The sequence below is a fragment of the Paraburkholderia adhaesiva genome (assembly GCF_021390575.1).
Classification (GTDB): domain Bacteria; phylum Pseudomonadota; class Gammaproteobacteria; order Burkholderiales; family Burkholderiaceae; genus Paraburkholderia; species Paraburkholderia adhaesiva.
The window spans coordinates 1,588,580-1,613,576 of the sequence record NZ_JAJEJQ010000002.1 but is presented as its reverse complement, the minus strand read 5'-3'; the positions used below and the strand labels follow the sequence as shown (position 1 = coordinate 1,613,576).

The following is a 24,997-nucleotide window of genomic DNA, read 5'->3' as shown; positions in this document are numbered from 1 at the left end:
CAACGATCGCGCTTGCTGTCGTGCATGGCGGATTGGAGAACATGGAGTACGTCATGAGAACGCTGACGCTTGCGACACTTGCCGCCGCGACCGTTTGCCTTGCCGGCTGCATGACGGTGGGACCCGATTACCATCGCCCCGACGTGCAGGTGCCGGCAACGTGGCGAATCGATTTGCGCGAGGCAGAAGGGGTCGTCGATACGGCATGGTGGGAGCAGTTCGACGATCCAGTGTTGACCAATCTGATTCAAACGGCACTACACGATAATCGCGACGTGCGCATCGCGGCAGCGCGCGTCGACCAGTTCCTCGGCGTGCTGCGCGCTTCGCGTTCACAGGCGCTGCCGCAGATCAACTATGGCGCCAACGTGAGCCGCAATCGCACGAGCCAGGTCGGGATGCCACCGCTGCCGCCCGCGCTCGATCCTGTATTCGATCTCTATCAGGGTCTGTTGTCCGCTTCCTGGCAAATCGATCTGTTTGGTCGGGTTAGACGCCTGAACGAAGCCGCGCAGGCGCAGGTCTATGCAAGCGTTCAGGCGCAGCGTGGCGTCGTGCTATCGCTGGTGACGGGCGTGGCAACGAGCTACATAACATTGCGCGGACTCGACAGGCAGCTCGAGATCGCGCAGGGCACCGCGAATAATTTCCGCGAAACGCTACGCATTTTCGAGTTGCGCGAAAGGGATGGCCTCGTGTCCGAAACGGAGCTTTCGCAGGTGCGCTCGCAGTACAAGCTGGCGCAAACCACGATACCTGTCATCGACCAGCAGATTGCCATCGTGGAAAATGGCATGTCGGTTCTGCTGGGGCGTAATCCCGGGCCGATACCGCGAGGCAAGTCGGTCAGCGAACTGGTGCTTCCCCTCGTTCCGGCGGATCTACCTTCGACGTTACTGGAGCGGCGCCCCGACATCTTGCAAGCCGAACAGAACCTGATCGCCGCCAATGCGAATGTCGGCGCCACGCGCGCGCTCTACTATCCCACCATTTCGCTGACCGGCGCGCTGGGCTCCATCAGCACTGCCTTCGGCGATTTCCTTTCTGGACCGGCCCAGGCGTGGTCGCTCGCAGCCGGTGTAGCCGGGCCGATATTCACATCAGGCGCAATTGGCGGCCAGGTGCAGTCGGCAGAGGCGCTAAAGCGCCAGGCAGAACTGATCTATGTGCAGACCGTTCTGGGAGCGTTCAACGACACCAACAATGCGCTGATCAGCTCACAGAAAACTGTCGAGCAGACTGATCTTCAGCAGGAGCGTGTCAATGCGCTACGTGAATATGCGAGGCTGTCGCGGCTCAAATTCGAAGATGGGTTGATCGGCTATCTCGAAGTGCTGGTGTCCGAAAACGATCTGTTCTCCGCTGAGCTTTCGCTCGCGAATCTGCAGGCCTCGCGCTATAACCAGGTGATCAGCGTGTATCAGGCGATGGGCGGCGGCTGGGTGGATATGGCCGCTTCGCTTGCGCCAGTGTCGCGGATCGACGAACGAAAATGAGCTTCGGGCTGTCCGTTGGACGCGGCAGCGATCGTGAGCGTCATACGATCGATTTCAACCGGATTGGCGCGAGCTGACCGAAGATCCTGGGTGAAATATTTTCGAGGCCGTTGGATGTAGACCAGAATATTGGTGGAGAGAGTTCACTTTAGACAAGCAGGGTAATTGCAGATATTTATAAACATGACGACGCATTTTTAAGCGCACTGCATCGATGCCGTTCATGCCCTGATTGTTTTCCGATTCAACGTGCTCGCATGCCGTACGTGAGGACACACGGGCTTGGAAATCACAAAAAACGCAGTAGACTCGAAGCGTTGGCAAAGGCGGCGAAGCCAACGCAGCATCTTTGTTTGAACATGGAATTCGCTTCAGTCATTCCGCTCAATCCATCAAGGATTTTCGTCATCGAGGGCGTTATTCGGGCGCGAATCATCTGGCCGATGAGCTACGCCGATCCGGCGAACCGGGAGGTAAATTCCACGAGTCGCAGAGTCTACTTTTCCACATGGCTCAATCGAAACCGTCGGAAGCAGCCGGCGGCACGCAGTTGAAGAACACGACTTTCCACGGAGTATGCGATGGCAATCAAACCACAATGGCGAATGCTCTTGTCTATGACTTTCTTGTCGCTGGCGGTGATGGGCAATGTCGCGCGCGCGGAAGGCATTCCGATTGTCACAGGCGAGCAATGGATAGCGTCGTCCGATGCAGAGAAGAAAGCGTATCTCGTCGGCATTGCAAATCTGCTCGACGTCGAGCGTGCCTATGCCGGCACCACGGCGGGCAGCGAGGATATCGCGCAGCGTTTCGGTAAGGGCATGCAGGGCCAAACGCTCGACAGCGTGCGTCAGGGGCTGGATAGCTATTACGCAGCCAATCCCACGATGGTCCGGCATCCGGTGATTGAGACTCTCTGGTTTCAGATGGTCGTGCCCGGTCTGAAAAAGAACCCGTGAGGAAAACGATCATGAAGCGACTTGGATGGATCATTAGCATTGGCGCTCTGGTTGCCGTGATCGGCTGCACGAACATGACACCACAGCAGCAGGGAACGGTGAGCGGCGCGGGACTAGGCGCGGCCGGCGGTGCGGGCATCGCGGCGATCGCAGGCGGTAATGCGTGGACGGGCGCGCTCATCGGCGGCACGGCGGGCGCCGTGGGCGGCAGTATGCGTGCGGGTCACTGGTAAGCTCGCTGGCGAATGTGCGAGGCTCGGGTGACCGCGGCGACTGAAGCGGGTGGCGTGGCTTGAGCACGCCGATCGCTTGCGCTCTCGCGCAAGCGATCGTTCAGTCACTCGGCCGGATCAGAAGCGTCCGTTGAGATCGGTGCCCGGCGCGAAGGAAACGCCTCTAAGCACTTCCGCATAACCCGCGGTGCGCAGCGTGACGAACTTTTCCTGCGACGCACCTGCAGCCGTTGCGTTCTTGACAATATCGCGAATCGCAACAAGCTTGTTCGGGTCTGCGCCGACATCGCCGTTGCCGCTGACCGTCGACGTGATCGCCCAGATCGTCGCCGTGCCGTCGTTGTCGACGCGACCGGTCAGGTTGCGCAGGCCATCGGTGGCGGGCGCCCATGGCAGTCCCGTTGCCGGATTGGCACCCGACGGATAGTCCTTGACCGTGTATTGCGTGCCAAGGCCCAAGCTGGCCTGCAACGTATAGGCGAGCGTCCAGGTTTTCGTCCCCGCGTTGTAGATCCACTTCTGCAGTCCGGCGTGCGGTTGCGCAGCGGCGTGCGTGTAAAGATCGGCACCGCCCGTGTAGCCGTCGCCTTCATCGGCCACGTACAACGTATTCGCGTCGGCAAACCAGAGTCCGAACGGGTACGAGAGCGTGGTCGCCGACTTGTTCGGCGTAGTCGGGAAGCCAGCCAGGATACACATGTTGTTCGGAAGGCCGCTGGTCTGAAGCGTCGCTGCGTTGTACGCAAGCGGGGTGGTCGGCAACGTTGCGTGCGCAGCCGGCACACCGACACCATTGGGACACGCCGTGCCGGTCGTATCGACGAAGTAGACGGTATTGACGCCGTTGCTACCGCTTCCCTTCGTGAAGTACAGCACGTTGTTGAAGACGGTCATGCCGCGGAAATTGTCGTCCTTGCCGAGCTTGTCGGCTTTCGCGCCCAGTTGCGTGACGGAGAAACTCGCCACCGGTGCAGGCGTGCCCGGATTTTGCTGGCCTTCATGCAGTTTCGAGGCGTCGACGATTTGCGCGCCCGCACCGAGAATGACGCCATCCGGCTGCGGGTTTGCCCCGTTGCCCGCGTTACCCGCGGTATAGATGATGTCCTGGCCGTTGCTGTCGTTGAGAATCGCAGCGCGGCCGTTGTTGCCGCTATATGCATTGGTTTCCGTGAAGCGGAAGTGTCCGTTGCGATCGACGCGGGCGATTGCGCGATAGACGTTCTGGCCGACAGGATTGGTTGGATCGGTGACGCCTGGCGTGTTGGAGTTGGAGACGTCAACCGTATTGACGGGCGCAACATAGCCCATGAACGTCAAATATTGGCCATCGGTGGACAGATTCAGCGCAAGCTCCGATTTCGAACTGAAGCTCGTCACCAGTTGATCGTGTGCAAAGCCGTGCTGCAAGCTGTTCGGCACTTCGAGCGTTCCAACTACTGCACCGCCTGGCGTCGTCTGGTCGAGAAAGATTCGCGACGTGATGCCGAAGCTGGCATCGTAACCATCGTTATTCCAGACGTACGGGTAGCGGCCATCGGACGGCGCGCCCGTTGATGCGCTGCAGCCGCCCTGCGTGTTAGCGCAGTTGGGCGGCAGGACAGTGCCAACCTGCACATTGCTCGGGAGATTGTCATACACGCTGCGGCTGACAACCAGCAGACCGGGTTGAAAATGGGTGTCGTCGCCACGATCGGACGGCTGCGCCAGTGCTGCCGTACTCGCGGCGATGAGCGTGACCGGGACGAGGGAAATGCTTGCTGCAGATATCAGATTGCGGACCAGCGGGCGAAGATTTTCTGTTTTCATTTGCGTCTCCGGAGGGGGATCTGACAAAACCTGATTTGGCGGAACGGCGGAGCAAAGCCGTCTGAATCTAGCGGCGTTTGATGACCACTCAATGGCGCGCGGCTTTCTACAGGCTGTCAATCTGTTCGCGAAGACACATTCGAAAGATTCGTAAATATCTCCTTTAACTAACAGGATCCAATGTGGGATTGAGAGCCGGAGAAAACCTCGGCCGTTGTGCTTGCACGCTTGACCCCGCAATGAAAATGAACGCGTGACTGTCCGCGCACGAGCTGCAATAAGACGCGCGGCTCAATTCGGTGAATCGGCTGGCTTTGCGCGATCGCCAGTCGTCGCGTCCCGCCCACCACCCAAGGCGACGTAAAGCGACACGCCATTCTGCAGCGCAGTCGACCGAAGCACGATCAACTGCTGCTCGGCGGCGAACAGGTTGCGTTGCGCATCCACGACCTCGAGGTAGATCGAGATGCCGTTCAGGTAGCGAAGCTCGGCGGCCTCGGCAAGCCGCTTTTGCGCATCGACCGCTACTTCCTGCGCCGCGATCTGCTCCTTGTAGCGTTGTCGTCCGATCAGCGCATCGGATACTTCGGCGAACGCGGTCTGCACCGTGCGCTGATAGGTTGCGACGAGTTCGTCACGTTGCGCCTGTGCGAAGCCGAGATGCGCGCGACGTTGTCCCGCGTCGAAGATAGGCAGGCTGATCGCCCCAGCCAGCGACCACATCTGTTTTGCCGGCACGAACAGGTCGCTCAATTCGGACGACACGTAGCCGTAATTGGCGGTCAACGCAATACGCGGGAAAAAGTCCGCGCGCGCGGCGCCGATGTTGGCGTCGGCGGCACGCAGTTGTTGTTCGGCTTGCTGAATGTCGGGGCGGTTCGTGAGCAGTGACGAAGGCAATCCCGCATCGAGTTCGCCGAACTGGCCGGGATCGTCGATCGGGCGCGCTTCAGGCACCGGTCCTTCGAGCGGGCCACCGACAAGAATCATCAGCCGGTTGCGCTGCTCTCCGGTGGTCCGGCGCAGATCCGCGAGCTGCGTTTCGGCCTGCGTGACGAGAATGGCCGCCTGCTCGTAGTCGACCGATGAAGTCACGCCGGCATCAAGGCGAAGCTTTGCGACTTCAAGCGCGTATTCGCGGCTCGTGACGGTACGCTCGGCCAGCGCGATGCCTTCTTCGCCCGCGCGGATCGCGTAGTAAGTGGCCGCGACGTTGCTGATCAACGACAGGCGGAACGCGTGCTGCGCTTCCACGCTTGCCAGGTAGCTGCGTCGTGCCGATTCCGCCAGATTGGCGACGCGCCCCCAGAAATCCAGCTCGAACGACGTGACGGCGACCTGAACGTTGTACTGGTTAAATTGCAGCGACGTGTTGCTGTCGGCAAACTCCGGATCGACCGCGCCGAGCGGCGTGCGGGTTCGCGTAGCGCTTGCGCCTGCGTTGACCTGTGGCAGGCGCTGCGCGTTCTGGATCCGGTAGAGCGCACGCGCCTGCTCGATGCGAGCGATGGACGCGGCGAGGTCGCGGTTGCGTTCGAGCGCCTCGGCGATCAGGTACTTGAGCTGCGGATCGCCAAAAAAATCCTGCCAACCGATTTCGGTGGCAAGCCGGTCTCCGCCGGGCCGGATGACGTCGGGCCCTTCGAACGTGCTGGCCACCGGCAGGTCCGGCTGACGCCAGGGCGGGGCGAGGTTGCATGCGCAGAGTGCGCAGCAGACACCGAAGGCGAGCGCATTACGCATCGTCGGGGCCTCCGCTTTGCTGCGGCGGTTTCGCTTGCATCGACGGGCGGTTTTCCTGGTCGTCCTCTTCGCTGATGCGCTTCTTGCGGCTCAACCACTTGCGTGCGGCCACGTAGAACAGCGGCGTGAAGTAGATGCCGAAGATCGTCGCCGTGAGCATGCTGCCCATGACCCCGGTGCCCACAGCGCGCCGGCTCGCGGCACCCGCGCCCGTCGCGAGGACGAGCGGCGCCATGCCGAGCACGAAGGTCACGCTCGTCATCAGGATGGGGCGCAGGCGTTGCTGTGCGCCGTTCACCGCGGCGGTGATCGGGTCAGCGCCGGCAGCCTCTTCCTTGATCGCGAATTCGACGATCAGGATCGCGTTCTTTGCCGCGAGCCCGATGATCGTCACGAGGCCGATGTTGAAGTAGACGTCGGCGGAGAGTCCGCGTGCCATCGTGAACAGCACCGCTCCAGCAACCCCAAACGGAATGATGAGCAGCACCGCCACGGGAATCGCCCAGCTTTCATAGAGCGCGGCGAGCAGCAGGAAAACGACGACCAGTGACAGGCCGAGAAGTGCGCCGATCTGTCCGGCCGCCTGTTGCTCCTCGAACGCGGTGCCGGTCCATTCGTGGCTCAGGCTGCCGCTCAGCACGCGGTTGGCGATGCGCTCCATTTCGGCAATGGCGGCGCCGCTCGACCGGCCCGCCGCGGCCTGACCCGACACGGTGGCGGACGGGAAGCCGTTGTACCGCTCGAGTTGCTGAGGGCCCGAAATCCAGCGCACGGTCGTGAAGGCGGAGAACGGCACCATCTCGTTGCGGTTGTTGCGCAATCTCAGCGCACTTACGTCTTCGGCCCGCATGCGCTGTGTCGCGTCGGCCTGAACGAACACGCGCAGCACGTTGCCTTCGAAGACGAAGTCGTTGACATAGTTCGCGCCGAATGCGAGCGAAAGTGCCTGGTTTACCTGACCGATCTGCAGGCCGAGCGCACGCGCCTTCACGCGGTCGATCTCGACGTACAACTGCGGCGCCGGCGGCAGCCCCTCGCTGCGCACGCCGGTGAGCACGTTGCTTTGCGCCGCTTCCGCCATGATCTTCTGCGCGGCCTGCTGCAGTGCTGCACCGCCTGTGCCGCTGCGGTCCTGGATCTTCATCGTGAAGCCGGTGGCATTGCCGAGCGACGGGATCGCCGGAGGATCGAGCGCGAAAATCAGCGCCTGCGGGATTTGCCAGAAGGCCCCATTGGCGCGCCGCACGAGTGCGCTCGCCGAATTCGCCTCACCTGGCCGCTCGTTCCAGGGCTTCAGATCCACGAACGAAAGCGCGGCCGACTGCCCCTGGCCGAAGAAGCTGAATCCCGTCACCGATGCGATATTGCGCACCTGCGGTTGTTGGCGCAAGAATGCCTCGGCCTGATCTACGGCCTGCTGCGTGCGTGCCACGGTGGATCCGGGCGGGCCCGTGTACGAAACGAAGATGTATCCCTGGTCCTCGGTGGGCAGGAACCCGCCCGGTAACTGCACGAACAGGAAACCGATGGCCACGCACGCCACCGCGAAGACAAGCAGCCAGCGCACGGGTGCGCGCAACATCGCGGCGACGCCGCGGACGTACTTCTCGGTTCCGGCTTCCATGCCCCGGTTGAACCAGTCGAATATCCAGTGGAGCACTTTCGCAGGACCGCGCCTGGCGGGCTGCGCGGCGTCGGGTCCGGGCCTCGCTTCGGCGTCGAGCAGCGTAGAGCACAATGCGGCGCCGAGTGTGAGCGCGAGCACCGTCGAGAGAAAGACGGAGACGGTCAGCGTGACTGAAAACTGCCGGTAGATGCCGCCGGTCGACCCGGGGAAGAACGCCATCGGAATGAACACCGCGACCAGCACGAGCGTGCTCGCGATGACCGCGCCCGAGATTTGACCGATCGCCTTGACCGTAGCCTGGCGCGCGCTGAGACCTTCCTCGCGCCGGATGCGCTCGACGTTCTCGACGACCACGATCGCGTCGTCGTTCAGAATGCCGATCGCCACGACCATGCCGAACAGCGAAAGGATATTGATGGAAAGGCCGAACAGCAAAAGCCCGACGCAGGTGCCGATCAGTGCGACCGGGACAACGAGCGTGGGAATCAGCGTAGCGCGCCAGGTCTGCAGGAACAGGAACACCACGACGGTTACGAGCAGTAGGGCCTCCACCATCGTGCGCAATACGCCCTGAACCGACGTGGTGATGAAGGGTGTCGTGTCGAACGGAACGGTCCAAACCACGCCGCGCGGGAAGATGGACTGCAACTCGGTCATGCGCTTGCGTACGTTGTTCGCGACTGCAAGTGCGTTTGCACCGCTCGCGAGCTGAACGGCAAGTCCTGCGGATTCCTTACCGTTTACCGTCAGCCTGAAGCCGTAGCTTTCATTGCCGAGTTCTACGCGGGCGACATCGCCGAGGCGCACGGTGGACCCGTCCGGGTTTGCGTGCACGATGATCTGGCGGAACTGCTCGGGTGTCGAGAAACGGCTTTGCGTAATGATCTGCGCGTTGAATTCAGAGCCGATCGCAATTGGCTGGTCGCCGAGGCCGCCGCCGGCGGTCTGACTGTTCTGCTCCTGCACGGCGGCGACCACTTCGCTCGCCGATAGTCCGAAGCCACTGAGCTTGCGCTGATCGAGCCAGATCCGCATCGCGTACGACGAGCCGAACAACTGGACGTCACCGACGCCATCGATGCGGCGCAGTTCGTTGACGATGTTCGTTGAGGCGAAATTGCCCATTTCGAGGGCACTTGTCGCGCTGTCCTTTGACTGCAGAGCGATCATCATCAGGAATCCAGATGATGCCTTCGTGACGGTGACACCCAGTTGGCGAACCTCCTGCGGAAGGCGCGGTTCAATGCGGCTCAGGCGATCCTGTACCTGTGAGCGTGCGACGTCGAGATCCGTTCCAGGCTTGAGCGTCACGGTGATCTGGGCCGTGCCGTTCGCGCGGCTGATCGCGGACATGTACAGGAAATTGTCGATCCCGTTCATCTCGTTCTCGATGATCGAGGTGACGGTCCTGTCGAGCGTCGTGGCGTCGGCGCCGTTGAAACTGGCCGAAATAGTGAGCGAGGGTGGCGCAACGTCCGGATACTGCTCGACCGGCAGCAGCGCGATCGCGATCATGCCGAACAACAGGATGAACAACGCAATGACCCACGCGAAGACCGGTCGGTAGGCGAAGAAGCGGTTCATGGACGCCGGCTGGTCAATGCCCGGCGTCGGGCGCGGGCTGGGCGTTGACGCGTTGCCCCGGCTGGACGCGGCTCCAGCCGTCGACGATGACGCGCTCACCGGACTTCAAACCATCGCGCACAACCCACAGGCCGCCTTCCTGTTCGCCAAGCTGGACGTCGCGGCGAACGACGGTGTTGTCTTCGGCGACGATTGCGACACTGGCTGTCCCGCGGTCGATCTGCACGGCCCGTTCGGGCACGAGTATGCCGTTCGGGATCGTCCCTGTGACGACTTCTCCGCGCACGAATTGCCCGGGCAACAGCACGCGCGATGGATTCGCGAACTGGGCGCGTACGGTCTGCGCACCCGTGGAGGGATCGACGACAAGATCGGTGAAGTCGAGGACGCCGGCCTCACCATACGCCTGGCCGTTTGCGAGTATCAGGTGGACCTCAATATGTTTCGCGTTCGGCATCTTCAGCGCGCCGGACTCGATCTGCTGCCGGAAATCGAGCAGCGACGTGTTCGACTGCGTGAATACCGCGTTGACCGGTGACAGTTGATTGACCTGCGTGAGCAGCGTCGCCGCGCCTGCGCTAACGAGTGCGCCCTCGGTGACCAGCGCGCGTCCGACGCGGCCGGCAATCGGCGTGCGGACCGTGCAGCGGTCGAGTCTCAACTGGGCGAGCGTGACGGCAGCGGCGGCGTCGGACACGTTTGCGCGCGATTGCTGGAGCGTGGCGAGTGCAGCCTCATATTCCTGTGCGCTGACCGCCTGGCGGGCAACCAGCGGCTGGAAACGCGCGGCCACCGATGCCGCATTTTCTTCGACGGCCTGCGCGCGTTTCAATGCCGCCTGCGCCTGCTGTAACTGGGCTTGATAGTCGCGCGAATCGATCAGGAACAAGGGCGCGTTGGCGGGTACATCGGTGCCTTCTTCATACAGCCGGCGCTCGACGATGCCGTCGACGCGCGCACGTATTTCCGCCGTGCGAATGGCTTCGATCCGGCCGGGGAGTTCGACGACCTTCGGAATCGATTCAGAACTGACCGTGGTGACGAGAACGGGGAGAGGCGGCGGGCTCGCCGCCGACGTCTGCTGCCGTTCGCGGCAGGCAAAGCACGCCAGCGACAATGCCAGTGTGGCAATCGACGCGAGACGGTGGCGCTGTCTGGTTGCACGGAGATGCAATCGAGCCTCCCCTATAACGCGTTCTTTTCGCTCCTGGAGCCGGGTGCGGTTCGAGGAGAGGTCCGCCAGTTCGTTCGTTCAGAGCGGCATGGCGCGGGTGATCTATCGATGCAGCGTCAGGTCCAGGGAAAGTTACCACATCCTCAATTCAGTCGCGGCGAGTCCGCCGGATGCACGAGGAGCGGGCGCGTGCGACGCAATCGGATTGGGTGACGGCGGTTTCACCGGGCGTCTGCTGGCATCATCGGGATCATTACACGCCTTTCAGGTTGCGAACGTAGCATGAATGCACCAATGAAATGCGATCAGATAAGGGCGATGCGAACGGAATAGCCGCTGGCTTACCGCATTAGTTGTTTCATCAGACGAACGAGCGCGTGTGATAGCAATTCCGAACGGTGAATCAGTCTGGAATTCGATATCTCGTTTGAAAACATCTAGCCCGTGCGAAGGATCTCGTGATCTGCGTAACCGCGTCTGCATTGAAGCGGCAGATGGTGATGGAAGTAGCGCTTAAATGCAGCGTTCAACGCGGTCCTGTAACAGTACGCGACAACCTGAACCCACACCGCGTTGGGATGGGCTGCAAAGCGTTTGCCGTCGCAAGCGGCGAAATCGATATTGTAGAAATTGCAGTACAAAACCACCTGCTCGCCGTTTCCGTTCACGCTCGTCGGTAGTCTTTTCCAGACCGGCCGCCATGGCATAGCGGCAGATTGATCTTCATGCCACGGCAGTCCATATTCGAGTGGACGCTTTCGTGCACCGCCCATTGATCCGCAATATCCGGCACGGGTTTTGCAATTCCCCATCACCTGCTGCGACGTGCACTCTGGCGGCGCAGTCTGTTAGTTCAATCAAAACCGTAGTGTCCCTATGCTCAACGAACCTGGCCAATTCGACAGGCGTCCGCGTCAGTGTCCCGCCTGCGGGACCTGGGTCAACGGACCCATGAAATTTTGCCCCGAATGCGGTGCGAACCAGTTGTCCGCGGCTTCTCGCGCAGCAGATGCGAGGGAAACGGCAACGCGTCACTTGCGTCCGCAGATCTTTGCGGTCGCAAGTGTGGCGGTGTTTGCGATTGCGTTCTCCGCTTACGGGATCTTCCATCGCAGTGAACGGGAACAGACCGCAGGCGTTCAGACGCATGGATCAGTGCTCGCGCCACAGAATACGTCTGCGGATGCCGCTCCGCACGATGGGTCTACGCCGTCAGTAATCAGCGTGCCCGTTCAGCCCGAAGTACCAGCAACGGTCGCCTCGTCGGCCGCGCCCGACGGCGCCGTCACGGCCGTTACACCTGCAGCACCCGCAACAAAGACCGTAGTTGTGGATGCACCGCCGAAGCAACCGGAGCCGCGGGGGGCCGGTGCAACACCCATCAATACCGCTCAGCGCGACACGGCTTCGCAGCGACGGGTTGCCGACGAACGCGTTATCGCCCGGCGAGCCGATGCGAGCGTGCATGCCGACGTCGCGAGAAATCTGGCGATCGCACGCGCAAGCCTCGACAAGAACGATCTGGCGCCGGCACATCGGTCGCTCATGAACGCGCTTGCCGAGCAGCCCACCAACGGCGAGGCGCAGCAGATGCGGACTGAACTGGCTTCACGAGAAGGGGAGCGTGATTCCCTGCTTGGCTACGCACGGCTATGCGCGCGCAATGGACAGTGGGTTTGCGCGTGGCATAACGCAGGTCAGGCATTGACTGTCGACGCATCGAGTCAGGAAGCGCGGGCGTTGCTTTCCCGCGCTATCGCCGAGCAGGGCGCGCACGCTTCGCGGACCTTTGATCCGTCCTTGCCAGACGCTGATAACCAGTAGTGTTTTTCCGCTGCGACGGCGCACCGTGCACTCGGAGAACGCATAAGCGCCTGACTCCATCGAAACAGAGCAGCGAGCGTCGTGTTGTTTAACTACGTTAGCCGATGATAAGGCGCCCCTATATCGGGGCGCCTCAAGGGCCATTGCCGATCGGCAATTCAAATGCCTCAGAAGCGTGACGAGACCTGACGGGTCGTTCACGCTACCGGATTCGTGTGCGTGCTCTGGTGGCCTGCCTGCGCGATGATCGCTTCACAGGGGTACGGCAAAAGCTCGGTCATCTCTTCCGCAGAAGCAGGAACCGCCAGGAGATTCCCTTGCCCGTGATGGCAACCCGCTTCCCGCAGGAACGCGAGTTGATCCGGCGTTTCTACGCCTATCATCACGACACATAGCTCAAGTGCGCGTCCCATCGCCACGATCGCGCGAATGATCGCCCGATCCGGACTTTGCGGGTTGGCGCCGCTCAGAAACAACCGGTCGATCTTCAGCGTGTGGACTGGCAGATCCTTTAGATACGCGAGCGACGAGTAGCCCGTGCCGAAGTCGTCGATCGTGACGCTCACACCGCGTGCCGCAAGCTCCCGAAGCAACGCGCGAATTTCATCGCGGCTGTTCATCGTCATGCCTTCGAGGATCTCGAGCTGCAGTCGATCGGCGGGCAATGCGGTTTCGCTCAGAATCGTGGTCAAGCCGGTGAGGAACCCTTCGGTGTTGCACAGCCGCGCCGACACGTTGACCGAGATGCGGCCAAATTCCAGCCCGGCGTCGAGCCAGTCTCGCGCTTGTCGGCAAGCCTCGCGCAGGACCCAGCGGCTGAGCGGCACGATCAGCGCGGACTGCTCGACGACGGAAATGAATGCGTCCGGCGAGAGGAGCCCGCGCTGCGGGTGACGCCAGCGAAGCAGCGCTTCGACTCCGACGACTTGCCCACTCGAAAGGTCATACCGCGGCTGATAAAACAGGCAATATTCGTTCTGTTCGAGTGCGCGGTGTACTTCGCCGAGCAGATCGAGCTGGGCCATGGCCGACGATGTCATTTTGCTCTCGAAGAACTGGAACGCGTTGCGTCCGTGACTCTTCGCGCCGTACATCGCCTGATCGGCGAGCGCCATCAGTTGCCCGGCCTGGATTCCGTCGTCGGGATAGACGCTGATGCCGATGCTTGGCGTCGTGAAGATATCGTGGCCATCGAGATTGATGGGCTGTCCGACCGAGTTGAGCAGCGCTTTCGCGAGACGGCCTACGTCACGGACATCGCTGAAATCCTCCACCACGAATGCAAATTCGTCGCCGCCGAGCCGTGCGACGGTATCGCTGTCGCGCATATTTTCCCGCAGCCGCGCAGCCACTACCTTTAATACTTCGTCGCCCGCGTTGTGCCCGAGCGTATCGTTGATGAGCTTGAAGCGGTCGAGGTCGAGATACATGACCGCGACCTGGCGTTTGCGTTGGCTGGCGTGAACGATCGCTCGTTCGAGTCTCTCCTCGAACAGCGCCCGATTGGCCAGCCCGGTCAGCACGTCATGTGTTGCGAGGTAGCGTAGGCGCTCTTCGTTTTGTCGTCGCTGCGTGATGTCCGAGAAGATGCCCGCGTAGTGCGAGATGTTGCCTTCGCCATCGTGAATGCTCGTGATGGTCAGGTACTCGAGATAAAGCTCGCCGCTTTTTCGGCGGTTCCAGATCTCGCCTTGCCAGTGTCCGTCGGTCACGAGCGAGCGCCACATGTCCTTGTAGAAGTCCGGGCCTTGATGGCCCGAGTTGAGCAGGCTCGGACTGCGTCCGATTACCTCCTCCTCCGCATAGCCGGTGAGGCGCGTAAACGCCTGATTGACGCGTTCGATTTTCCCGCTTCGATCGGTCACCATGATGCCTTCGAGCGCGGAGTCGAAGACGAGATCCGCCATGCGCAGGCTGAACCGCGCGCGTGCGAGCGCTTCGTCGCGCTCGATCAGCGCACTCTGCAGCTCGCTAACGTACTCCTCTTCGATGTTCTGCAGAATGTCCGCAAAACTCAGCAACCCGTTGAGGTTGCCTTCGCGGTCGCGCACGCCGAGATGCCGGATATGCTCCTGCAACATGAAACGCTGCGCAGCGTAGAGGCTTTGCGTTCCTGAAAGCGCCTGAAGGGGGCGACTCGCATGCTCGCCGACCGTGCCGCCGAGCGCATCGTTCGCGATCAACCACACCACGTCGCGCTCGGTCAGGATGCCGAGATCGCCATCCTCGTATTTCACGACGATTGCGTCGATCTTCTGTCTGCGCATCCCTGCTATCGCATCATGCAGGGCGAGATGCTCCGGCACGACAACGGGCGGGTTCAGGTGTATCGAGGCCAGTGACTTCAGGCGCAGAAAAAACTCCGCGCCCTGATTGACGACGACGTCTGTCTGGGTGATGACGCCAATGCACGCGCCATCGCTGACGACGCCAAAGTGCCGCACGCCCGACTGCTTGAAGCGCACTGCCGCTTCACCGAGCGGGGTTTGCGCATCCAGCGTCAACAGTGGCGCGCTCATGGCGGTGCTGATCGGAAGATCGAGCACACGGGGGTCTTCGCCCGCGGAAAGCGCGTCTTTTTCAGTCCAGATGCCGAGCGCTGTGACGTCATCCATCACGACGATCGAGCTGCAGCTTTCGACAAGAATGCGCCGGACGACTTCACGTACTGAGGTGTCCGGCGCGCACGCGACTATTGGCCGTGTAATCAGATTCGAAATGGGAACGTGGTAGCTGCTTGTATACATTCGTACGCGGACCCCGAGCGGTGAAACCCGGCATTTGTTAGAGATAAGTTGCTTGCCGGTGTTTTAATCCCAGATCGGTTTAGCGGTCAGCGCAGACTTCGTCTTGAGAGCCAAATTGTCGCACCGCGCGAGAATCCTGATTCGCCGCAATTGCATGAGGAATTCAAAACTCGCGATCGGGTAAGCGGGAACCGATAAATGACGCCCCCCAGTATCTCCAGACAAATTCCGTTTGCACATCCAGATGCCTCCACGATTCCGCGTCTCCGAATGCGTTTGACGCAAATCAATAGCGGCAGCGCTCCAGCGTACAGACTGTAAGAGCGACCACAACCGCTTCGCGCCTCGACGCGCGACCGTATTGCGTCGCGCCCATCCCAGGTTTTCGCGAGACATCTCATGGATACGTTCGAGTTGCGCCGCGCCACCCAGATCATCGTCCGCGAGCATCAGCAGCTCACGATGGTAGTCGACGGCCTGCTGAGCTTTGTGCACCTGCTCGGTACGGAAAAGCACGCACCGGGTACGGGGCTATTTCGCGCGATGCTTTACTACATCCGCGAATTTCCGGAGAAAATTCATCATCCCAAGGAGGACCGCTATCTGTTCGCTCATCTCCAGGAACGTACCGATACGCTCGACGACGTGATCGACGAATTGCGGCTACAGCATGTCGACGGAGAAACACATGTACTCGAACTCGAGCGTGCGCTGACGCGATTTGAAATAGAGGGGCGGCCGGCGCTTGCGGATCTGCAGCAGCAAGTCGAGACGTATGCCGCGTTCTATGTCGCCCACCGGAAACTTGAGGAGGAAGTCATCCTGCCGGCGGCTATCCGCTATCTGACGAAGGAGGACTGGCGCGACATTGATGCGGCCTTTGGCGCTAATCGCGATCCCATGGAGGGCGTGAAGGCCGAAGAGGATCTGGGCCGGCTCTACGCGATGATCGTGAATACGATCCCGTCGGCGGATGATTGAATACGTTAGTGAGCAGTTGGCGCAGGAGGGGTCTTGGAGGGGGCTGGGTTTTCATTGGGGACATTTTGCCGGTATGCCTTCGATAAACCCAATTTTGTATTCGTTTAATCCACGCCGATAAGAAGTGCGGTAGTGACCGGCTCCCGCAAGTCGAGCGCATCGGCAAACGATTTTTGACGTACAGACGTTCACGCGCTGTTTAGCGTGATGAGCACGACTATCATGTTAGGCGGAAACTCCCGAGCGCTCCGTGACCGCAGTTGGCGCCTCAATGTCTGATCCACGCGAATGCTATTGGCGTGGATCGATGGCGGCGCGGGTCGACAACACAAAGCTCGATGGCATGTTGCTGGCGCAGTGTGCTTCGCCTCTTCTCAACAGGAGTGGACGATGAAGACCGATCTGGATCTGAAGCATGACGTCGAGGAAGAACTGGAGTGGGAGCCCGCGGTCACCGCGTCCGATATCGGTGTCGAGGTGAAGGACCGCGTGGTGACGCTATCGGGACATCCTTCGAGCTACGCGGCGAAGCTCGCTGCCGAGCACGCTGCCCGCCGCGTCGACGGCGTGCGTGCGGTCGTCGTCGAGATGCAGGTGCGTCTGGCCGGACACGATGTGCGCACGGACGAGGACATAACGAACATCGCGCGCTCGATACTGCGCTGGACGGTCGGTCTGCATGAGGATTCGGTGGACCTGCAGGTCGATCGCGGCCACGTGCTGTTGACGGGCGCGGTCGATTGGACATGGCAAAGCCAGATGGCTGCACGCGTGATTGGGCAGTTGCGCGGTGTGACCGGTGTGGTGAACCACATCGACGTGCGCCATACCCTCGAGCCTGAGACCATCGGCAGGCAGATTCACAATGCGATGCAGCGGCACGCCGAGCGCGAGGCGAGCCATATTCGCGTGACGGTGCACGATGGCACGGTCAGGCTCACGGGCAAGGTCCATTCGTCCGCAGAGCGCGCGGTAGCGCGTGGCGCGGCATGGTCGGCGCCAGGCGTGCGCGCCGTGATCGACGATCTGATTGTGGAATGAAGGAGAGGGCGACAGCGTGGCGCGACATTAAGGCAACGACTTTGCGCGCAGGAAAATAACTGTCACCCGCTCCATATCAATACCGCGCGTCCTTCGGTTTTCCACCATTCGGCCAGTCGTGGATCTTGGCCGGAAAATCCGAACGCCATTGCGTCGTGAAGTAGCCAGCCACGTCGACAGCATCCTGATCGCTCAATCCGCCCTGCGCAAGCGGGAAGCGATTCTGCGCCCCAATCGGCATGTTGTTCTTCACGAAGGCCGCCGCAGTATAGAGCCGCGCCATCCCCGCCCCGATGTTGAACGACTGATTGCCCCACAGCGGTGGATATATATACGAACTATCGGCACGTTTCGTGCCCTCCCCATTGGCACCGTGGCACGATGCGCACTGCGCCGCGTAAATATCCTTGCCGTGGGTGAGGTTCGGCTTGAAGGTGTTGTCGATCTTGCCAGTGCCGCGTCCGGGGATCTTGTCGTTCAGGTGGCAACCCTTTTCCATCCAGTTGAAGTAGGCCACCATCGCCTTCATGTCAGCCGAATCGACAGGCAGCGCCTTGCCATTCATCGAACGCAGGAAACAGCCATTGATCCGGTCCGCCAGTGAGATCACTTTGCCCGCACGTGCTGCGTAACTCGGGAATTGAGAGGTGGCCTCACTCGTTCGGACAGTCATCTGAGATTTTTAAGTGGAACGTCCGAGGCAATCATGCTGCCGATTTGATCGCAGGCAGCGTCGCGAAGTATGCCTCATCCGGGGTCTGATCCGCCAGGCTCGAATGGGGCCGTTTCCGGTTGTACAGCTCGACGTATTCGCCGATGGAGCGCCGGGCATGGCTGACCGACTCGTACGCTTTCAGGTAGACCTCTTCGTACTTGATGCTGCGCCACACCCGTTCGACGAACACGTTGTCGCGCCAGGCCCCTTTGCCGTCCATCGACAGCCGCACGCCCCGGCTCAGCACCGCCTCGGTGAACGCGCCCGCCGTGAACTGGCTACCCTGATCGGTGTTCACGATGTCGGGCAGTCCGTAGCGGGCGAACGCCTCTTCCAGCGCCTCGACGGCGTGCGTGGCTTCCAGCGTGATGGCGACCCGGTACGCGAGAATCTTGCGGCTCGCCCAGTCCACCACTGCCGTCAGGTACACGAAGCCGCGCGCCATCGGAATGTACGTCGTGTCGAGGGCGAACACCTGATTGGCACGCTCGATCTTCATGCCGCGCAGCAGGTACGGCCAGATCTTGTGCTGCGCGTTGCGGCGGCTCGTGTTCGGCTTGCAGTACAGCGCCTCGACGCCCATGCGCTTCATCAGCGTGCGTACGCGACGGCGACCCACCTCATGGCCTTCCCGGCGCAACAGGCGCGCCAGCATCCGCGCCCCTGCAAATGGGAACTCCATGTGCAGTTCGTCGATTCGCCGCATCAGCAACTGATCGACCTCGCTGACCGGCTGCGCCCGGTAATATGCGCTCGATCTCGCGATGCCAACCAGTCGCGTCTGTCGCGAAACCGGCAGCGCATGCGTACAGTCAATCATCGCTTTGCGCTCAGCAGTCCGGCTTTGCCGAGCGCTCCTGACAAAAAATCGTTCTCCAGCGTCAACTGCCCGATCTTCGCGTGCAGCGTTTTCACGTCCACCGGCGGATCGCTCGACGGTGCACCTGTCGCACCAAACACGTCTGCCGCACGCTCCTGCAACTGCCGCTTCCATTCCGTGATCTGGTTCGGATGTACATCAAACTGCTGTGCCAGTTCGGCCAGCGTGCGCTCACCTTTGACCGCTGCCAGTGCCACTTTCGCTTTGAACGCCGCTGAGTGCGTCCGTCGGGTTCTCTTCGTCATTTCCTCGGTTCCTTTGCCAGCATTATCGCTGGCTCAGGCCCCGGCCAAACCACTTATCCGACTGTCCGAATTTGCGCGGCCACCTCTTTGCGACGAAAGTCCAACGTAGGGCGATGCAAACGCAACGGTCCCGCCGTTCAGGTGACAACTCGCGCAGTTCAGCGAATCGCCGACGTTGAACGGCAGGAGTGCCTTTGTCTGCATGTTCAGGCGCATTCCGTGCACGAGTTGCTCCGCATTCGGCTGATCGAGCATCGCGGCGAAACGCGGCGTTTCGAACGGTGGTGTGCGGGGCTGATTAGCCACAAGTTCACGGCGCAGCTTGCCCACTTGCGACGCGGTAATTGCATCGTTGTGACCGCCCCAGGTCTTGCGCACGAACGTCAGAATGTCGGCCAGCTCCCGATCGGATAACGCGTCGAAGGACGGCATGGTATAGACCCGCGGATATGTTGCGGTTTGCGCGGACTTCCAGCCGGTCAGCGCGATGTGGATCAGCGACTCGGTATTGTCCGCAATCACGGCCGGATTTTCAGCAAGCGGCGGGAAGGCCGACGAGACACCTCGGCCGTCCGTCTGGTGACAGGAAGCACAAAACTGCGCGTATCCGAGCCCGCCCTTCGACGTGAAGAGCCCGGCCGGCTCGGCAGCGGCAGTAGTCGTTACCGCTTGCGTGTGCGCTGCAGCCGGACTGCGCTTTCCCGCAGGCAGCGACTTCATGTAGACCGCCATTGCTTTCAGGTCGTCGTCGGTCATGTATTGCGTGCTGTGGTGAATCACGTCGGTCATGCCGCCGGCCGCCGACGCATAGCGGTTTTGTCCGGTCTTCAGCAACGTGACCAGATCATCCACTGTCCACAGATTGCGCAGATCGGGCGCGTGCCATGATTCAACCTTCGCGCCGGACAGATAGAGGCCGCCGTAGTGGCCTGCATCGGACATGGCCTTTTCCTGGAACCAGATGCCCCGAGGCGTATGACACGCGCCGCAGTGACCGAGACTCTGCGTGAGATAGGCGCCTCGATTCCAGGTCGCGTCATGAGCTGGACTGGGCGTGAAAGGTGTGTCATCGAGGAAAAGCCCGTTCCAGACGGCGAGACCCCAGCGCATGTTGAAAGGCCAGCTGATGCCGAGCGCCTTGTTGGCCTGCTGAACCGGCTGGACGCCATGCTTCAGGTAGGCAAACAGCGCATGCAAATCCTCGTCGCTGATCTTCGCGTACGACGGGTAAGGCATGGCGGGATAAAGGTTGTGCCCGTCGGCGGCCACCCCTTTGCGCATGACCCGATCGAATTCCGCAAACGTATATCGCCCAATGCCGGTTGTCTCATCCGGCGTGATGTTGGTCGAATAGACCGCGCCGAACGGTGTGTTCAATGCAAGCCCGCCCGCCATCGGTTTGCCTTCGGGAGCAGTGTGGCAGGCGACGCAATCACCCACGCGGGCGACATACGCGCCATGGGCGACGAGATCGGCGTCAGTGCTTGCGGCCGGGACAGCGGCAGCGGCCCATTGTCCGGGTATCGTCAGGGCAGCCAGAATCCAGATCTGGAACTTCCTCTGATTCCGGTTGAACCAGTTCTTCAATTGATGATTCATGGTGGGAAATGATGCGAAATTTTCCGGGTACGTACGTCGCTGAAACACTAATTCGCTGCGGCTAACGAAGATGGATTCAATATTCGAGATGGGGAGTAATAGTGTGGATCAGGCCGATGCTGATAGTAGCTTTGCTGTTCTGGACAAGTAGCTATTCAATTTGCTCAATATCAAAAAAACAAACTGCGGATTGGAGTTAATTCTGGACGCGGTCGTAAACGTGATTGTCCAGGTGAGCTGAAAGCCGCGTCAAACCGTCATGTGTCAGCTTTGGCTATTAATCTTGCATAGCTTGGATGATTACGTTTCCGGGTCGTGAATGTAGAAGCGACAATGCATAAGCATGTCGCAATGATGGAGTGCGTCGGTCGAATATGAGATAATTTTTAGCAGACCGGGTATCGATACGAATCCGCAGATAAAGTTGCGCATGCAACCAAATGAAAGGTGCATAGATTGAATCGGCCATCGCGGGCACGCGGGGCGATAGCCTGGCTGTCGAACAAAAAAATGAATTTGCTGCCGCCGCGGTGAATCAATCAATGAATAATTGCTCCCTGGGACAGTGAGAGAGCCGGTGTGGCATTAAAAGCACGCAGAGCGGTGCCGCACGGCTTGGGCAAATTGCTGTGGAATCGGAAAATCTGACGTTGGCGGTGAATGCGCTCGTCGTGTTTCGTTGAGGCCGCCCAGCAAGACAATCATTTGAATGGCGTCGCAGCAAGAAAAGCACGCCCGGGGAAAGTGCCGTGATTGAGAAGAAGCTGTGCGCGAAGATAAGGGCGTGACGCGACGAGTTCCCGGGTATTGGGGAAAAGGTCGTCCGGCAATAATCCGGGAGGATCAGGCGAAGTGGAATTGACCTTGCTGGCGTTACAGGACGTCATGCTCTCGGCGATGACCGCCAATTTGTCTCTGTCGGAGACGATGTCCGCGCTGTGCTGCGAAGTGCACCGTATCGCGCCCGAAATCGTCGTATCCACACTCAGGCTGGACAGCGACGGTGTGATTCATACGCTCGCGGCCCCTGGTTTGCCGTCCGGCTATAACGAGGCGATCGATGGCAAGCAGGTCGCGCCCGACTTCGGAACCTGCGGTCCCGCGATGATGTTTGGCCGCCCCGTCCTTACGCGCGATATTCACGACGACCCGAACTGGCATGCGCTGATGCATCTGGCGAAGCTGCTGGGTATGCGTGCTTGCTGGTCGCATCCGATCAAGGATCGAACCGGGCGGGTGCTCGGCAGTCTGGCGTTCTATTTCAGGCAACCCACGGAGCCGACCGACTTCCACGGAAGGCTCGCCGAAGCGTGTCTTCGCCTGTGTGTGCTCGCTTTCGAACATGAGGAAGCACATAGCAGTCTGCAGCGCCTCGCCTGGTTCGACTCGCTGACCGGACTGCCGAACCGCGCCATGCTCGAAAGGGAAGCTGATCGCATTCTGGCTCGGGCACGCCGGGCGGGTTCGAGCGTTTCCGTTTTGATGCTCGATGTCGACCATTTCAAGCAACACAACGATACCCTCGGACATCTGGCCGGCGACAAGGCGCTGCGCGTTATCGCGAACTGCATCGCGGACAGCCTGCTGCGCTCCGAGGGTATAGCGGGTCGCTACGGCGGCGAAGAATTCTGCGTGGTGCTCCAGGATGCCGGCCAGCGCCAGGCCATCGAGGTCGCACAGGCCATCCGGCGTTTGGTCGAGGAAGTACCCGGCGCGAGTGTCGCGGGCGTGCAGGGTGGGTTGACGGTCAGCGTTGGCGTATCGACGTTCGACGGGCGTTCCGATGATTCGTTCGAGGATCTGATCGGACGGGCAGATCAGTGTCTGTACGAGGCCAAGCGTACAGGACGAAACAGGGTGGTTGCGCCCCAGCCCTGTGCTGGCGACGATTCGCGAGGCCCGTCCAGCACAACGGGTTCACGCGACAATCTGGTGACGCCAGGGGTCGTCAAGCTCGAAGAACTTGCCCATCTGTATGGCGACGATCTGGCGCCCGAGATGGCCGCGTTGACCGATGTACTGAGACCCATCGCCGGTAAGGTTGTTGATGAGTTCCATGAATACATTCAGGGTCTGCCGGGCGTGGGCAAGTTTATGCGGAACCTGGCGGATCCCGAGTTGTATGACCTTAAAAGGCGTCAGATAGAGAACCTGATGCTGGTGGCTTCGCCCGATTTGACCTCCGCCAGGCATCGTACCGTTAGCCTGAAAGCAGGACGCGTTTATGCCATCTTTGGCGTGAGTTCCCGGGATCTCGCGCATGCTCAGGAAATCCTGCACGCCGTGGTGAGCCGACATGTCGATGCGACGGCGCATCATGCCGCGCTGGCGACGCTGTCCCGCCGCTTGACCCGCGAGCTCACCTGGCAGATCGAAGCGGCGAGACTGGTTCATGAAACGTCCCAGGATGTACTGCTTCGCATCACCGAACTGGCATGGAGCGCAACGAGCCACGCCGATCTGATCGTCAAAGCGGCATCTATCATCGGCGCGTTGGACGGCTGCGCCGGCTGCTCGTTTGGGCGTCCGGCGATTGACGGCGCTTTTCGCTTCGAGTCAGTGTCCGGCGAGCGGTTGAGGGCCTATCTGGCCGATATCGAGGCCAAAGAACTCAGCGTAATTACCAAAGGGGAGCAGCCGCAGGGGCAGGGGCCGACAGGGCGCGCGTGGACAGGCGGGCAAGTCGAGCGCTGCATGAATGTCGAAACAGACTACCGGATGGGGCCGTGGCTCGAAATCGCGCGGCGATACGGAATTCGCTCCAGCGTCGCGATTCCGCTGTCTCCGCCGAATCGCACGCCGGGCACGGTGCTGACGTTGTACAGCAAGCTGCCGGGGGGCTATGCGTCCGCGGAGCAGGTTGGCTTCATCCGGCAGATGCAGGCCTTGCTGACGTTCGCCATTGCGCGTCTGGAGAGTGGCTCGCGAACGGTGCATGCCTTGCCGTGGTCGACGCGACAGCGCTGGGCGAGCCTGATCGGGACGTCCGCGCTCGAAATGCACTATCAGCCGATCAGGCATCTGGTGTCTGGCCGGGTGAAGCGAGCCGAGGCGCTGGCCCGGTTACGGGACGGCGACGAAGTACTGGCGCCCGGCAAGTTCTTTCCCTGCCTGTCACGTGAGGACTTCGTCGTGGTCTATACCCGGGGACTTCATCAGGTACTCGAGCAGCAGAATCGCTGGTTGAGCGACGGGCTCGACATGGAGTTGTCCATCAATCTTCCCGCCGAAGCCATTCACGATCCGCGCTTTTACGAAATTACGCGTGAGGCGTTGCGCCGATATGGCAACCAGCCGCAGCGATTGATGCTTGAAGTGCTTGAGACGTCGGATATGGTCTCGGGCCAGAGTTTGCGCCACGGGCTCGATCAATTCAGGGCGCTCGGCATCAAGCTCGCGGAGGACGACCTGGGCGCCGGACACAGCAGCCTCGATCGTCTGCGTTCGCAGCCATTCGATGTGATCAAGCTTGACCGCAGTCTGGTGCTGGGCGTCGAACGAACCCCCATCGACGTGCTGAGTTCGATCTACCAGCTGACCAATCTGTGCCATGCGCTCGGCAAAACTGTCGTGGTGGAAGGTGTTGAGAGCGTCGACCTGATCGATGCGATCGCGCTGCTGGGTGCGGACGCGGCTCAGGGTTACGCAATTGCGCGTCCCATGCCCGCAGCCGGACTCACGGAATGGATGCGACAGCATTGCGAGGCTTGGGAAGCTCCCGATCGGGCGAATCCGGAAGGGCACCTTGCGAGGCTCGCGAAGCTGCTAATCTGGGAAACTCATCTGCGATTGCTATTTGGATCGTCGCGTTCACGGGTATTTGAAATTCAACCTGCAGATGTGCCGATCCTGCCGTTCGAATCGGTCGATGCGGCTTTACAGATGTCGCTACTGGACGCCGCGAGGCATCACGGCACGTTTGCCCCAGAGTATCTGGCTGCTCGCGAAAGGTTGATTGCGGCATTGATGTGACGATGACGACGGCGCCGCGTGTCGGCATGTCATATCAGCCTCACGCCTCAGGTTCGGATTTGCGGAGCGCGTAGCTTCGATTCAGAGCGTCGGTGTAGTGCTTCGAATGCCACGAATTGGCCGCGCCCGGCCAGGATTCCCACGGCGTTGGCAAATACTGCACTTCCACACCAAAGCTGCCGCTCAAGAAAGCGCTCGTACGGTCGTTATTCCTCGATGGATCGCCGCCAGTTGGCGTCCTGAGTCGGGCGCGGGCTCAAAACAGATCGGGCAATCGCCTTCATCTTGTTGTTCTCCTTTAAAATCCCGGGTGCCTGCCGTCAAGGCACCCGTGATCACCTTCAGAACTCCGGCGATCTCGTGCGAGGTTG

At 60.8% G+C, this 24,997-nt stretch carries 14 protein-coding genes and 1 pseudogene; 7 read left to right on the top strand and 8 right to left on the bottom strand.

The features are described 5' to 3' along the window. Positions 1-53 precede the first annotated feature (53 nt). The 3 genes from L0U80_RS22845 (at position 54) to L0U80_RS22835 (ending at position 2,688) form a co-directional block, all read left to right on the top strand. Complete coding sequence (locus tag L0U80_RS22845) at positions 54-1,496, top strand: efflux transporter outer membrane subunit (RefSeq protein WP_233870488.1); 1,443 nt, start codon at positions 54-56, stop codon at positions 1,494-1,496. A 581-nt stretch (positions 1,497-2,077) separates the two neighbouring features. Then, a complete protein-coding gene (locus L0U80_RS22840) occupies positions 2,078-2,455 on the top strand; it encodes a hypothetical protein (protein WP_233870485.1) in 378 nt (125 codons plus the stop codon). Between the two features lie 11 nt (positions 2,456-2,466). After that, the gene (locus L0U80_RS22835) at positions 2,467-2,688 is read left to right on the top strand and encodes a YMGG-like glycine zipper-containing protein (RefSeq protein ID WP_233870482.1); all 222 of its coding nucleotides are present in this window, start codon (positions 2,467-2,469) and stop codon (positions 2,686-2,688) included. 117 nt (positions 2,689-2,805) lie between these two features. On the opposite strand, the gene L0U80_RS22830 is transcribed toward L0U80_RS22835, so the two are convergent. The 4 genes from L0U80_RS22830 to L0U80_RS22815 all read right to left on the bottom strand — a co-directional run bounded on the left by L0U80_RS22830 (position 2,806) and on the right by L0U80_RS22815 (position 10,622). After that, complete coding sequence (locus L0U80_RS22830) at positions 2,806-4,494, bottom strand: hypothetical protein (RefSeq protein ID WP_233870478.1); 1,689 nt, start codon at positions 4,492-4,494, stop codon at positions 2,806-2,808. A 291-nt stretch (positions 4,495-4,785) separates the two neighbouring features. Beyond that, the gene (locus L0U80_RS22825; RefSeq protein ID WP_233870475.1) at positions 4,786-6,237 is read right to left on the bottom strand and encodes an efflux transporter outer membrane subunit; all 1,452 of its coding nucleotides are present in this window, start codon (positions 6,235-6,237) and stop codon (positions 4,786-4,788) included. Further along, a complete protein-coding gene (locus L0U80_RS22820) occupies positions 6,230-9,448 on the bottom strand; it encodes a multidrug efflux RND transporter permease subunit (RefSeq protein WP_233870471.1) in 3,219 nt (1,072 codons plus the stop codon). Before L0U80_RS22820 ends, L0U80_RS22825 begins: the two co-directional genes overlap by 8 nt. Before the next feature lie 13 nt (positions 9,449-9,461). Beyond that, entirely contained in the window at positions 9,462-10,622 is a 1,161-nt protein-coding gene (locus L0U80_RS22815; protein ID WP_233870468.1) for an efflux RND transporter periplasmic adaptor subunit, read from the bottom strand. Positions 10,623-11,846: 1,224 nt separating this feature from the next. Here L0U80_RS22815 and L0U80_RS22810 point away from each other — a divergent pair. Next, the gene (locus tag L0U80_RS22810) at positions 11,847-12,446 is read left to right on the top strand and encodes a tetratricopeptide repeat protein (RefSeq protein WP_233870466.1); all 600 of its coding nucleotides are present in this window, start codon (positions 11,847-11,849) and stop codon (positions 12,444-12,446) included. Positions 12,447-12,643: 197 nt separating this feature from the next. Here L0U80_RS22810 and L0U80_RS22805 read toward each other — a convergent pair whose 3' ends face one another. After that, on the bottom strand, positions 12,644-15,193 hold the full coding sequence (locus L0U80_RS22805; RefSeq protein WP_233870463.1) for an EAL domain-containing protein: 2,550 nt from the start codon (positions 15,191-15,193) through the stop codon (positions 12,644-12,646). A gap of 399 nt (positions 15,194-15,592) precedes the next feature. On the opposite strand from L0U80_RS22805, the gene L0U80_RS22800 reads away from it, so the two are divergent. Both L0U80_RS22800 and L0U80_RS22795 read left to right on the top strand, forming a co-directional pair. Continuing rightward, on the top strand, positions 15,593-16,174 hold the full coding sequence (locus L0U80_RS22800) for a hemerythrin domain-containing protein (RefSeq protein ID WP_233870460.1): 582 nt from the start codon (positions 15,593-15,595) through the stop codon (positions 16,172-16,174). 390 nt (positions 16,175-16,564) lie between these two features. Beyond that, entirely contained in the window at positions 16,565-17,215 is a 651-nt protein-coding gene (locus L0U80_RS22795; RefSeq protein WP_233870457.1) for a BON domain-containing protein, read from the top strand. Positions 17,216-17,291: 76 nt separating this feature from the next. Here the strand turns inward: L0U80_RS22795 and L0U80_RS22790 are convergent. The 3 genes and pseudogenes from L0U80_RS22790 to L0U80_RS22780 all read right to left on the bottom strand — a co-directional run. Further along, positions 17,292-17,855: pseudogene (locus L0U80_RS22790) on the bottom strand (c-type cytochrome); the annotation flags it as partial. A 64-nt stretch (positions 17,856-17,919) separates the two neighbouring features. Continuing rightward, a protein-coding gene (locus L0U80_RS22785) for an IS3 family transposase (RefSeq protein ID WP_373322092.1) occupies positions 17,920-19,055 on the bottom strand; the annotation gives its coding sequence in 2 pieces (ribosomal slippage) (positions 17,920-18,800 and positions 18,800-19,055; 1,137 coding nt in all). A 33-nt stretch (positions 19,056-19,088) separates the two neighbouring features. Further along, positions 19,089-20,654: a c-type cytochrome gene (locus L0U80_RS22780; protein ID WP_373322257.1), complete on the bottom strand. Its 1,566-nt coding sequence runs from the start codon at positions 20,652-20,654 to the stop codon at positions 19,089-19,091. A gap of 852 nt (positions 20,655-21,506) precedes the next feature. On the opposite strand from L0U80_RS22780, the gene L0U80_RS22775 reads away from it, so the two are divergent. Continuing rightward, positions 21,507-24,626 carry a diguanylate cyclase gene (locus L0U80_RS22775; protein WP_233870454.1) on the top strand — a complete coding sequence of 1,040 codons (3,120 nt, stop codon included), beginning with the start codon at positions 21,507-21,509 and terminating at the stop codon, positions 24,624-24,626. Positions 24,627-24,997 lie beyond the last annotated feature (371 nt).